This window comes from Micromonospora sp. 067-2, from assembly GCF_046549295.1.
Lineage (GTDB): Bacteria > Actinomycetota > Actinomycetes > Mycobacteriales > Micromonosporaceae > Micromonospora.
On record NZ_JAJPWB010000007.1, the window covers coordinates 415,469 to 428,175 of the forward strand.

Sequence of the window (12,707 nt, forward strand, 5' to 3'; positions counted from 1 at the left end):
ACCCTGTTGAACAGCAGCAAGCACACCGAATTGGCAAACCACGCCTGGTCGGTCGCCGATCTCCTACGCGGCGACTACAAGCGGCACGACTACGGCAAGGTGATCCTGCCGTTCACCATGCTGCGTCGGCTGGAATGCGTGCTGGAGCCGACCCGGGAGAAGGTGCGGGAGACACACGACAAGTTTGGCGGCCAGGATGTCGACGTGGCCCGCTTCCTGCGCCGCGCTTCCGGCCACCGCTTCTACAACACCAGCCGCTACACGCTGAAGTCGATCGCTGGCGACCCAGGCCAGGCGGAGAAGCACCTGCTCCAATACATCGGGGCATTCTCCGACAACGCGCAGGAGGTGCTGCACCGCTACGAGTTCCCGCAGCAGATCCGCCGACTCGATGCCGCAAACCTGCTCTACCGGGTGGTCGGCCGTTTCGCGGACCTGGACCTGCGGCCGGTCGAGCGGGACGAGCACGGCCAGGTGGTCACGGACGAGCGCGGGCAGCCCAAGGTCGTCGTCTCCAACCACCAGATGGGGTACGTCTTCGAAGAGCTGATCCGCCGCTTCGCAGAGGATTCCAACGAGACCGCAGGTGAGCACTTCACCCCGCGCGAGGTCATCGAGCTGATGGTGAACCTCTTGGTCGCCTCCGACGACGACGCCTTGAGCGTCCCCGGCGTGGTGCGGACCGTCTTGGATCCGGCGTGCGGTACCGGCGGCATGCTGAGCGCGGCCGAGGAGCACATCACCCGACTGAATCCGTCGGCGACCGTGCAGGTCTTTGGGCAGGAGCTGAACGCGGAGTCCTGGGCGATTTGCCGCTCCGACATGATGATCAAAGACCAGGACCCGGAGAACATCAAGTTCGGCAACTCGTTCAGCGACGACGGCCACCGCGGCGGACACTTCGACTACCTGCTTGCCAACCCGCCGTTTGGGGTTGAGTGGAAGAAGGTCAAGGACGAGATCGAGAAGGAGCACGACGAACTCGGCGAAAGCGGCCGGTTCGGAGCCGGCCTGCCCCGGATCAACGACGGCTCGCTGCTCTTCCTCCAACATATGATTTCGAAAATGAAACCGGTCACTGCCGATGGCAAGGGCGGCAGCCGGATCGCGATCGTCTTCAACGGCTCGCCACTGTTCACCGGCGCGGCCGAGTCTGGCGAGTCGCGGATCCGCCAGTGGATCCTGGAGAACGACTGGTTGGAGGGGATCGTCGCCCTGCCGGACCAGCTCTTCTACAACACCGGCATCTCCACGTACTTCTGGATCCTGACCAACCGCAAGTCGCCTGACCACGCGGGCAAGGTGGTGTTGCTCGACGCCCGGGACTACTTCGCCAAGATGCGCAAGTCGCTCGGCGACAAGCGCAAGTACCTGACGGGCGAGCAGATCGGCGAAATCACCCGCCTCTACACGGAGGCGCTGCACGTCGCCGACGGCCCCGAGTACCCGCTGCACCAGAAGGTCAAAGTCTTCGCCAACGAGGACTTCGGCTACCGACGGATCACCGTCGAACGGCCCCTCAAGCTCCGCTTCGAGGTCACCGAGGCGACCCTGGCACAGGTACGCGAGTCGAAACCGATGCAGAAGGCCCTCGACGTCGACGCGTTCGAGACCGCGCTAAAGCCGCTGATGGGGCGGTCGTGGCAGACCAAACGTGCGGCCTGGGACGCGGTCCGCTCGGCGATGGCCGAGGCGGGGGTGCTCTGGCCAACCGGCGCCCCCTTTCAGAAGACATTGCGGGAGGTCATCGGCGTTCGTGACCCGGAGGGAGAGGTGCAGCTCATCAAGGGCGCACCAGAGTCCGACCCTGACCTGCGCGACTACGAGAACGTGCCGCTGCACGAGGACGTCGAGGAATACCTTCGCCGCGAGGTCCTCCCCCACGTCCCCGACGCCTGGATCGACCACACCAAGACCAAGATCGGGTACGAAATCCCCTTCACCCGCCACTTCTACGTCTACAAGCCCCCTAGGCCCCTCGCCGAGATCGACGCCGAACTCAAGGCCCTCGAAGCCGAAATCCAGGCGCTACTCAGCGAGGTGACGAGGTGAGTTTCTCAACCGTAGCCACAGCGCCCCTGCCATCACAGGTCGCTTGGCCCGCCTCCTGGCGTACCGTTCCCCTGTGGACGCTATTTGAGCGAATCAAGAACGTTGGACACCCAGACGAGGATATGCTTAGCGTCTATCGAAGCCATGGCGTTGTCAAGAAAGACAGCCGCGGTGACAACTTCAACAAGACCGCCGAAAATAGGAACATCTACCAGCTAGTCGACAAGGGCTGGCTTATTGTCAACCGCATGAAGGCGTGGCAGGGATCGGTCGGGATATCAGATCACCGAGGCATCGTCTCGGGGCACTACATCTGCTTCCGCCCACGGCACAACGAAGATCCTAGATTCCTAAACCACCTTCTCCGTTCAAGCGCTTACACCCTTGAGTACGCCAGACTTTCACGCGGCGTTCGACCAAACCAGATCGAGATCGACAATGAGCTGCTGCGAGCACTACCCATTCGGTTGCCAAGCACCGACGAACAGCGGCGCATCGCCGACTTCCTCGACGCCGAAACTGCACGCATCGACAAACTACTCGACGCTGAGCAGCGGGCGGGCCTTCTCGTAATAGAACGGAATCGGGCACTCATCGAGTCCGTCCTGACGGAGGCGTCCGTAGGATTGGTCAGATTGAAGCGGTTACTGTCCGAACCCATGTCGTATGGGGCGAATGCGCCCGCAGAGCACGAGAATCAGGAATGGCCACGCTACATACGCACGACTGACATCGCCAACGATGGGTCGCTGCGGCCGGACACCTTCGCCTCCCTGCCCCCGTCTGTCGCGAAGGGCTACGAACTTCGTGAAGGCGACTTGCTATTCGTTCGCAGTGGGGCGACCGTCGGGAAAAACTTGATATATCGGTCGTTCTTCGGACCAGCGGCACACGCCGGCTACCTCATCAAGGCACGCATCAATCAAAAACTTGCCATGCCACGATTTGTATGGTACTTCTGTCAAACGAATTCATACTGGGCGCAAATAGCCGAAGGAGCCATTCAGGCGACCATCCAGAACGTGAATGCAGAAAAGTACGGCAACTTGATGGTTCCAGCCGCCGACATTGAGGAGCAGCGGACCGTCGTCGAGCGACTGGACACGGAGTTGACAGGCTCGCGAGAGCTCGCATCGCTCACGTCTTGTCGTGTCCAGAAACTCAAAGAACGGCGACAAGCGTTGATTACGGTCGTGGTGACTGGGCAGATCGATGTCTCGACGGCGAGTGGACGAGGAATTGAGGACTGAGCTGCGATGAGCCCTATCCATCACGAATCCGCGTTCGGTGACGCGATCGTCGCCGCTCTCCTCACCAACGGCTGGGCGGAGGGCGACAATGCTGACTACCGCCCCGAGTTCGGCCTCGACACCGGCGAGCTCTTCACCTTCATCGGAGCGACTCAGGCCGAGGAGTGGGAAGAACTGGTAACTCGTTACGGCGGAGACCCAACCGAAGCCCAGCGAGGGTTCGCCAAGCGGCTCGACCAGGCGATTGCCACCGATGGGCTGCTCGACGTGCTCCGTAAAGGGTTCAAGGACCACGGGGTGCGGATCCGGCTCGCTTTCTTCAAACCGTCCTTCGTGGAGTCTGAGGCCATTCTGGCCGACTACGGCAAGAACCGGCTCACCGTGGTCCGGGAGTTGGAGTACGCGACGAAGCAGGCCGACCGGGGCCACCGGCTCGACCTGACCCTCTTCCTCAACGGAATCCCGGTCGCCACTGCCGAGCTGAAGAACCCGCTCACCGGCTCCGGGGTGGAGCACGCCAAGGAGCAGTACCGGACCGACCGCGACCCTACCGAGCTGATCTTTTCGCGCCGGGTGGTCGCGAACTTCGCCGTCGACCCGGACCTGGTCTTCGTCACTACGCAGCTGCGGGGGGCGCAGACCCGGTTCCTGCCGTTCAACACCGGCAGCGAGGGGCCGGGGCGCCCCGGCGGCAAGGGAAACCCCCCGGCCACAGAGTTCGGTAAGTACCCCACCTCATACCTGTGGGATGAGATCTGGCAGCGGGACAACTGGCTCGACCTGCTAGAGCGTTTCGTCCACCTGCATCAGGAGAAGGTCGCAGGCGGTCGTACCCGAAAGACCTTGGTCTTCCCGCGTTATCATCAGTGGCATGCGGTGAAGCGGCTGACCGCCCACGCGGCCCGGCACGGTGCCGGGCACAACTATCTGCTGATGGCGTCGGCGGGCTCAGGCAAGTCGAACGCCATCGCCTGGCTCGCCCACCGGCTTTCGTCGCTGCACACCCTGAGCGACCCGGCCGCGCTCGACCCGGACTCGGTCGCGGCCGGCGTCAAGCCGGGCAGCCCGGTCTTTGACAAGGTCATCATCATCACCGACCGGCGGAACCTGGACTCTCAGCTCCGCGACACCGTCGGCAGCTTCGAGCAGACCGCCGGGCTCGTCGTGAAGATCGACGAGAAGCACGGCGCAAAGTCCGAGCAGCTCGCCAAGGCGCTCTCCCAGGAGACCGGCAAAATCGTCACGGTCACCCTGGCCACCTTCCCGGCCCTCAGGGATTACCTCCAGCGCAACCCGACCGAGATCCGCGGCAGCCGGTTCGCCATCATCGTGGATGAGGCGCACTCTTCCCAGGCGGGTGAAGCGGCCACCGACGTGCGGCGGGTGCTGCGCGACCTCGGTCTGGACGCCGAGTCCGATGACCCGGGCGCCACCAGCGCCGCCGGGCCACGCACCACCGAGGAGAAGCTGGCGGCGAGCGTCCGCAAGCGGCAGCGCAGCTCGAACCTCTCCTACTTCGCCTTCACGGCCACGCCGAAACACAAGACCCTCGAGCTCTTCGGCACGCTCGGCGAGGATGGCAAGTACCACCCGTTCCATGTCTATTCGATGCGGCAGGCGATCGAGGAGGGCTTCATCCTCGACCCGCTGCGCAACTACATCACCTACGACACCTACTGGAAACTGGTCAACGAAAACCCGGACGAACGGGAGGTCGACTCGTCCAAGGCGAACAAGGAGCTCGCCCGGTACGCACTGACCCACGAGTCCACCGTCGCCCAGCACGCGCAGATCATCGTCGAGCATTTCCGGGCGCACACCGCCGGGCGACTCGGCGGTCGGGCCAAGGCGATGGTCGTCACCTCCTCCCGGCTGAGCGCCGTGCAGATGTCCCGGGCAATCAAGCGATACCTGGACGACCGCGACTACCCGGACCCGGGCGTCCTGGTGGCCTTCTCCGGCACCCTCACCTACGAGGGCGCCGAGGTCACCGAGTCGAAGGAGAACGGCGGCCTGCCGGAAAAAGCCTTGCCGAAGGCGTTCGCCTACACCCGGGCCGGCGATAAGACCGCCCGTGCTGGCACCGCCGCCGGCCAGCGCGAGTACCGCATCCTGGTGGTCGCGGAGAAGTATCAGACCGGCTTCGACCAGCCGCTGCTGACCACGATGTACGTCAACAAGAAGCTTCACGGTGTCTCCGCTGTGCAGACGCTGTCCCGGCTCAACCGCACCGCCGACCGCAAGAGCCAGGGCGACCTGGCGGTGCTGGACTTCGTCAACGACGCCGAGGAGATCAAGGAAGCATTCCGGCCCTACTTCGAAGAGGCCGAGACCCTCCCCTCCGACCCCAACCTGCTTTACACGGCGCAGAGCCGGGTGATGTCCGCGCAGCTGCTGGTCGAGGCGGAAATGCAGGAGTTCGTGGAGGCGTACCTGGCGGCTGAGGAGCAGGCCGCCGGTAACGCGGCGAAGTGGGAGAAGTTGCACGCTGAGCTCTACCGGCACCTCCAGCCCGCCGTCGACCGCTTCGACGTGCTGCTCAACCGCGAGGACGAGTCGGACTGGGAGGCCGCTGAAACGTTCCGCGGCGACCTCACCGACTACGTCCGCAAGTACGGCTTCCTTGCTCAGATCGTCCCGTACGCCGACTCGGAGCTGGAACGGCTCTACCTCTACGGCCGGCACCTGCTCAACCGGCTGGGTCGACGGGGCGACGGGGGCGTCGACGTCGGCGAGGTCGACCTCAGCCACCTGCGGGTGGAGAAGACCGGCGAGCACGACGTCAGCCTCAACCCGGAGGGCGCCGCTGAGATGAAGGGCTTCGGCGACGGCTCCGGCGGGGCGAAGGAGCCGGAGAAATCCCTGCTCTCCGAGCTGGTCGACCGGTTCAACGAGCGGTTCGGCACCAGCTTCACTGACGATGATGTGGTCAAGCCGTTGAACGAGGCGATGGCCGACCCGAAGGTCCGCCAGGCCGCTGTCGCCAACGACGAGGAGAACTTCGGCCACGTCTTCGGGCCGGTGTTCGAGGAAAAGATGATGGACCACTTCGAGACCGCCGCCGACCTCGGTCGCCGCTACTTCGGTCCGGAGCCCGACTTCCGCAGCTCGCTCAACCGCAGCGCCCGCAGCGCCGCCTGGCGGCTGATCCGCCGGCAGGAGGGGGTCGTCGACGACGAGGCGGCCTGACTGGCCGATGCCGCCGCGGCGCCAACGTGACACGCCGCGGCGGCAACCCTGGACGATGATCGGTTCGACCGCAACACTGACCATCTGGCTGGGACAGTCGCGGGGGTGGGGGCAACGTGCGGACAGAGCCGATCGCCGGTCGATACGAGCGGGTCGAGGAGATCGGCTCCGGCGGCATGGGGCACGTCTGGCGCGGCTACGACAGCGTCCTCGACCGTGAGGTCGCCATCAAACTCATCCGCGTCGAGGCCGTGCAAACCCCGCAGCAGGCGGAAGAGTTCGCCAAGCGATTCCGCCGGGAGGCCCGCGTCACCGCACGCATCCAACACCACGGCGTGCCCCAGGTGTACGACGCGGTCCTCGACCGCTCATACGACCGGCTCTACCTGGTGATGGAGTTCGTTCGCGGCACCGCCCTGCGGGCCTTCATCGACCCACAGCACCCGCTGCCGGTTACCTGGGCAGCCGCTATCGCCGCGCAGATCTGCACCGTCCTCTCCCACGCCCACGCCATCCCCGTCGTGCACCGCGACCTCAAACCCGACAACGTCCTGGTCACCGCGGATGGGGCGATCAAGCTCCTCGACTTCGGCATCGCCGCCATCCTGCGCACCGACGTCACCCGCCTCACCGCAACCGGCAGCGCCCTCGGCACCCACCACTACATGCCGCCCGAGCAGATCCAGAACGCACAGATCACGCCGCAGAGCGACCTGTACGCCCTGGGCTGCGTCCTGCACGAACTCCTCGCCGGGCAGCGGGTCTTCGCTGGCGGCAGCGACTTCGAACTATGGCACCAGCACGTCACCGAGCCGCCACCACCTCTACGGACGCTCCGCCACGACGTGCCCGCAGCGATCGAGGAGTTGGTCCTCGATCTGCTGGCCAAGGCCCCCGAGGACCGGCCGACGGACGCCTACGACGTCTACGAGCGCCTGCTGCCCTTCCTACCGCTACCTGGATCGGCACCGCCCGCCTCCGAGCACGCGAGCAGCGCGATGCCCGACCCGACGCTGGTGTACCGCCGACCCAACGCCCCCCGTCGCCGGCCCGCGCCCGCCCCCGTGGTCCCGGCGCCGCGCAGTGAGACGTCGGCCGCCGATCCGGCGGCGATTCTCCAGACCGGGGTTCGAGACGCGATCAAGGCTGCCGTCTCGCAATCCGATGAGCTGCTGGACGACGAGCGCTTCGCCCAAGCCGCCGAAGTGCTCGAGGGCGTGATCGGCCCCGCCAGCGCGGCGCTCGGCGCTGAAAGTCCCCGCGTGCTGGGACTGCGTTCACGGCGAGCCGCCATTCTCATCATCGGCGGGGACTTCCGGCGCGCGCTGCCGGAGTTCGACGCCCTCGCCGCCGCGTACGCCCGCACCGCCGGCCCCACCAGCGAGGACGCGTTGGAATGCCTCCGGCAGGCAGCCCACTGCCGGGCGGAACTCGGCCAGGCCACCACAGCCCTGCGCCAGTTCCGGCAGGTGCTGACGCACGTACGCGCCGCCTCCGGCGATGTCTCCCCCACGGCTCTCGACCTGCGCCGCAACATCGGCATACTGCTGATCTCCGAAGACAAGGCCGCCGAGGCCGCGGACGAGCTGCAACCGCTGCACGACGACCTTTGCGTCGTCTACGGCCCAGACCATGAGCTGACCCAGGAAGTCGCCGACCTGCTTGCCCGGCTCCGACTCGGCGCCGACTGATAGTTCCGCCACCGCCCCGCCGCGCCGTTTGCTCAGGTCTTTCCGCGTGTTGCCCGGAGTTGCTCCCGACATCGGTGATCTCTATGCTTCCTGGGCGTCAAGAGTGGTCAGCGTCAAGCCTCCCGGCTTGCTGACCCGGCAACCGCGCCACCCGCGCACGGTGCCTCCGGGGGAAGACCAGGCCGACCGCAAGCTGCGGTACGGCAAGAGCGGGTGCCTCGGGCACCGGAGAGCGAGTTCACCGTGCCATTCGAAGAACTGGACCTGACTGCTTTCGCGGTCTGCCTGACCTGCGGGCACCTCCGCGACGGTGCCCGGCGCAAGCAGCGGTGCCGCTGCCAGCCCCGTACGCCGGAGTGGGAGCAGCAGTGGCAGCGCCAGGACATTCCCGGTGACCTCGACCTGTGTGTGTTGTGCGTCCGGGACACGGTGACCACCCAAACCCGGTGGTCGTGGCTGGCCTGCGAGACCTGCCGACACGTCTCGCAGGTGGTCGGCGAACGGTACGGCCACTGCGCCGCACTGCCGCTGGGCCGGCACTCGCTCATGAACGGCGACGTGGCCCAGCGGCAGACGGCCACGACCATCGAGGTCGCTGCCTCGCTGGTGGCCTCCGCACGGCGTTGTAACGAGCTGCGCGAGTGGCAGCAGGTGGAGTTCGCCCGGCTCGCCGAGCCACTACGCGTGATTGCTTCGAGCCTGCCGCTGGCCGAGTGGCAGCGGCAGTCGCCGCCCTCGCTTGGAGCAAGCGTCGACGCTTTCGACCGCTACGGCGTCATGCCCGTGCCCAACGACCTCAGCAGCCTCCGGCAGGCCCAGACCGAATTCCTGTCCACCGCGCGTTGACCGCCAGTCCAGCCGGCTGCTGATAGGTACCCGAATCGCCAACAGCGGCCGCGCTGGTCATCGTCCATCGACGGTCCGGTGATGACGGGCAGCTCAATTGCCGCGGCATTCGATAGCATCCGGCCATGATGGACGGTGGCGGGCAGCGACGTCGGCGCCTGGTGGTCGAAGCATGACCATCATCAGTGGTTGGCCGGCGCTGACCGTGGCGTTGAGCAACAGAGCCTCGCCAGCGAGGTTGTTCATTCAGGAGCGGTTCGGCCGCTGGCAGGACCTGCAGGCACGGTATCGGAAATCCATGCGCTCCCTTGTCGTGCCGGGGAGTCAGGCGAACCCTGGCACCATCGGCTCGGCCTTCGACTGGATGGTGCGCTTCATGGTGCATCCCAGGCCGGACCTGCGCTTGGCACTGCTCGGCGCGCGCACTCCCCCACTACGGCACGCGGTCCACGAACTGGCGCGCACGCTGAATTACTCCGAAAGCGGCGACAGCGTGGGGGCCTTCCGGTTCACCGGACCGGCCGCAGGCAGCGAAGCCGATCATCAACTCGTTGCCCGGGCCTGCTGGGCGCTGGCTCTCCTCACCGACCTGTACCGGGTCGGTCCCACACCTGGATCCCCGTTGATGGCCCTGGTCCCAAGGTCCATCACCGCCGAGAAGCTACTCGAGCTCGCCCCACCCGCGGCCCTCAACGAGCTCCAGGCATTGCGCGCCTTCGCCGAGCGGAGCCTCCTGCCGTCCCTGTCGGCGCGGCATGGCGCTTGGGCCCTCGGGCCGACCTTCGCCGGGTCATCGCTGATGAATGCCGACGCCGACCTGATCGCCGCCGGTTTGCTGCTCGAACTCAAGACGGGCCTCGGCAGCAAGCGCCGCGACGGGACGCGGCGGTCATCATTGGAAGCGCCGACCATCATGCAGCTACTCGGCTACGTACTGCTGGACTTCCCTGACGAGTTCGCCATCAAAGCTGTCGGCGTTTACAACGCCCGCTACGCACACCTGACGACCTGGCGCCTAACCGAACTCCTGGCTGAGTTGGCGGGCCGGCCCGTCGACCTGAAGGAAGAGCGTGTCGCCTTCCATCAGCTGCTCCACGGGCGACCACGTTAGTCCTCGCGTCGGAGACCATCTATGTAGCCCTGAATGAGGGCGGACGCGTCGCGGAAGTCGAGGTCGAAGAACTCGCGATCCTTGCGCACCCGGTAGGGCGCCAATCGATCGTGCAGCTCGGCCTCTACCGACGGAGCATCCGCGACCACCCACAAAGCGCGCACGCCATACGGGATAACGACGCCTGTCGCCCGGTTGATCTCCCTCACCCGCTCCTCGACGGTCCGCTCGGTGTAGCCGATCTTCAGCATCCGAGGCTGCTCGCGAGTCGACAGCACGTAGATGTAGCCAGCTCCTCGTGTTTCACGCGGCTGTTCCCCGACGAGTCCGGCCAGTTGGACCTGCACGTCCGCGTCAGTCAGGAGCGTGAGCTGCTTCGCAGCTGTGGCATCGTCGCCATCCCTGATCGCGGTGCGTAGGCGACTGAGCGCGTCACCAACTTGTAGGCGGCGCTTACGTCCGGGGCGGCCCAGCTGTTGCCACACGGTGAACCAGTCCCACTGGTCCTGCTTGTGACAGCGCGAGTAGAGCCCCTTGACTTCCGACAGGGCCTCCAGCAGTGACGTGCTGGACTCAATCGAGTCGTTCTGCAGGTAGCTCAGCACGGCCGCTACCGACTGCCGTCGTTTCTGCTCGATGTCGGGCTTGACGGGGGCCATCCCGAAGCCCCACTTCTGCGCGACCTGCACGCGATGGTCTCGAACTGGAGATGCCACGACCGCCTCCTCCTCCCGTAGCTTCATGCGCCGTCGGATGCGGCGATCCCGGCCACCTCAGCAGCGGCCGTAATGAGCGGGAAGAGTATCCAACATGGCTCACTGGCCGCCGAGCCGGCTGGAGGCGATCGTCCAGCGAGGAGTTCGTGGAGTAGCACCAGACGTTGAAGTGCTGGCGTCGGGCAGGGACGTTAGAACAGGCGAAGCGTTGAATCATCGCCGGTGACCCCTAGCTTGTTCGGCCGGTTCCTAACGACCTCGTGCATGGTTGGCGGTAGCAGGGCCGTCTCATCGGATGTGGGGTGCGGCGGGTAGAGCACGGACTCGTTTTGGGTTGTGTTCGGTGCGGTCGATGTGTTGGTGGTCGGACAGGAGTCCAGCGATGGCGCGCGTGGTGGTGTCGAAGGACTCGCGGCGGCCGTGGTAGCGGCCGAGGATCCGCCAGTTCTTGAGGTGTCCGATGACGTGCTCGACGCGGATGCGCTGGGACGAGTGCCGTTTGCGGGACGCCTCGTGGGCGGCGATGACGCTCGGCGGCAGGGAGGTCTGGCGTTTGAGTGGCTTGGGCATGGGGGTGATGACCGCACCTGCGGTGTCGGCTCCGAGGCCCTGGTAGCCGGCATCGGCGAGGATCTGCACGCCCAGGGGTGCGTTCAGGAGAAGGTCGACCAAGCCAGCGGTGCGGGCCTGGGTGAGATCATGCATCGAACCGGGACGTGTCTCGCCGCAGAACAGCAGCCGACCGAGCGGATCGCAGACCACCAGGGCTTTGATGGTGTTGAGTCGGGCCTTGCCGGACACGAACCGGTCTCGACCTGCTCGACCCGCGATCGGCCGACGCACGCGGACTTCGGTGGCGTCCATCAACGCCTGCGGGTGGTGCCCAAGGTAGGCCACCACGTCGGAGAGGGTCCGGAGCCGGGCGCCGTCGCGCACCAGGCAGCCGCGCTCGGCCAGCAGCGGCCGGATCTCGGCGATGCTGCGGCTGATTGTCGAGCGGTTGACACCAAACCAGGCGGCGACAACGTCGTGGGTCAGCCCGTGGCGTAGATGAACCAGCGTGGCCAGCAGCCGATCAACGAACCCGAACCGGTGCTTGGCGCCTGCTCCGATCCGGCGATGGCGTGTTCGCGCGGCGAGACGGTCATGGTGCTGTGCCCGCCACCGCGGCCCTACCTCGCTGACCAGGCCCTCAATCACTGAGCGGGACAGGCCCGTCAACCGCCGGTTCGTCATGATCGCAGCACCCCACATGAGACGAATAACGACCATCAATACTCAAGGACTCGCAACCGTGCACGAGGTCGTTAGCGAGCTGAACGTGGCGAAAGGGGATAGAGCGAACCCGCCTGCCATCTGACGAGACAGCCATCTCCGACCATTCCCCTAGAACAGCGGGAGGGTCGTTCTGGGTGGACGGCACACCCGCTCGATGTCTGAAGTCCGGATCGAGCGGGTGTGCCGGCTGTCTACCGGCCGGTGTGGATCAGCTCGACCATCGCCTTAATCATGTCCGCCCGATGCTCCGAGTTGGAAGATAGAAGGACGATGACAGCTCCGGCCACAAGTACGCCGGCGACGGCAATGCGAGTCCGCGGCGACAGGCTCGACTGAAAGGTTTCGATCTCCACGACGATCTCCTACATGCTTCGGTGACCGAGCTGGAGACAAGAAGACCCAGCTCCGCCATCCATGGACCAATGACAGAGGTTCCGCTCCGACTGGGCGGAATCCTTGTGCTCTGACCACGCGCTCTGTAGGTATCGCAAAATATTCGCTCGTGTTCCGTCTGGTCTCTTTTACAGAAGGCTCGTTCGGTAGTCGGCACCGAAGTTCGCCGCAAAGCATTGAC

At 65.6% G+C, this 12,707-nt stretch carries 9 protein-coding genes and 1 riboswitch; of the genes, 6 read left to right on the plus strand and 3 right to left on the minus strand.

Annotated elements, in window-relative coordinates:
• The first annotated feature begins 6 nt into the window (after window positions 1-6).
• The 6 genes from ACLJN9_RS19410 to ACLJN9_RS19435 all read left to right on the plus strand — a co-directional run bounded on the left by ACLJN9_RS19410 (window position 7) and on the right by ACLJN9_RS19435 (window position 10,139).
• Entirely contained in the window at window positions 7-2,052 is a 2,046-nt protein-coding gene (locus tag ACLJN9_RS19410) for an N-6 DNA methylase (protein ID WP_410812834.1), read from the plus strand.
• Window positions 2,049-3,302: a restriction endonuclease subunit S gene (locus tag ACLJN9_RS19415; protein ID WP_410812835.1), complete on the plus strand. Its 1,254-nt coding sequence runs from the start codon at window positions 2,049-2,051 to the stop codon at window positions 3,300-3,302. The genes ACLJN9_RS19410 and ACLJN9_RS19415 overlap by 4 nt, the downstream gene beginning before the upstream one ends.
• 6 nt (window positions 3,303-3,308) lie before the next feature.
• On the plus strand, window positions 3,309-6,491 hold the full coding sequence (locus ACLJN9_RS19420; RefSeq protein ID WP_410812836.1) for a type I restriction endonuclease subunit R: 3,183 nt from the start codon (window positions 3,309-3,311) through the stop codon (window positions 6,489-6,491).
• Window positions 6,492-6,607: 116 nt separating this feature from the next.
• A complete protein-coding gene (locus ACLJN9_RS19425) occupies window positions 6,608-8,182 on the plus strand; it encodes a protein kinase domain-containing protein (protein WP_410812837.1) in 1,575 nt (524 codons plus the stop codon).
• Window positions 8,183-8,277: 95 nt separating this feature from the next.
• Window positions 8,278-8,398, plus strand: a riboswitch (SAM riboswitch).
• A gap of 27 nt (window positions 8,399-8,425) precedes the next feature.
• The gene (locus tag ACLJN9_RS19430) at window positions 8,426-9,028 is read left to right on the plus strand and encodes a hypothetical protein (RefSeq protein WP_410812838.1); all 603 of its coding nucleotides are present in this window, start codon (window positions 8,426-8,428) and stop codon (window positions 9,026-9,028) included.
• A gap of 172 nt (window positions 9,029-9,200) precedes the next feature.
• Window positions 9,201-10,139, plus strand: a complete 939-nt coding sequence (locus ACLJN9_RS19435; RefSeq protein ID WP_410812839.1) for a hypothetical protein — start codon at window positions 9,201-9,203, stop codon at window positions 10,137-10,139.
• Here ACLJN9_RS19435 and ACLJN9_RS19440 read toward each other — a convergent pair.
• The 3 genes from ACLJN9_RS19440 to ACLJN9_RS19450 form a co-directional block, all read right to left on the minus strand.
• Window positions 10,136-10,855 (minus strand): GIY-YIG nuclease family protein, encoded by a 720-nt coding sequence (locus ACLJN9_RS19440; RefSeq protein WP_410812840.1) that lies wholly within the window; start codon window positions 10,853-10,855, stop codon window positions 10,136-10,138. The two genes, ACLJN9_RS19435 and ACLJN9_RS19440, sit on opposite strands and share 4 nt — an antisense overlap.
• 288 nt (window positions 10,856-11,143) lie before the next feature.
• Entirely contained in the window at window positions 11,144-12,091 is a 948-nt protein-coding gene (locus ACLJN9_RS19445; protein ID WP_410812841.1) for a transposase family protein, read from the minus strand.
• A gap of 233 nt (window positions 12,092-12,324) precedes the next feature.
• The gene (locus tag ACLJN9_RS19450) at window positions 12,325-12,486 is read right to left on the minus strand and encodes a hypothetical protein (protein ID WP_410812842.1); all 162 of its coding nucleotides are present in this window, start codon (window positions 12,484-12,486) and stop codon (window positions 12,325-12,327) included.
• Window positions 12,487-12,707 lie beyond the last annotated feature (221 nt).

Excerpts from the sequence above, each read along its gene's own strand:
- ACLJN9_RS19420 (WP_410812836.1), top strand. The coding sequence starts at position 3,309 with ATGAGCCCTATCCATCACGAATCCGCGTTCGGTGACGCGATCGTCGCC.
- ACLJN9_RS19435 (WP_410812839.1), top strand. The coding sequence starts at position 9,201 with ATGACCATCATCAGTGGTTGGCCGGCGCTGACCGTGGCGTTGAGCAAC.
- ACLJN9_RS19445 (WP_410812841.1), bottom strand. The coding sequence starts at position 12,091 with ATGACGAACCGGCGGTTGACGGGCCTGTCCCGCTCAGTGATTGAGGGC.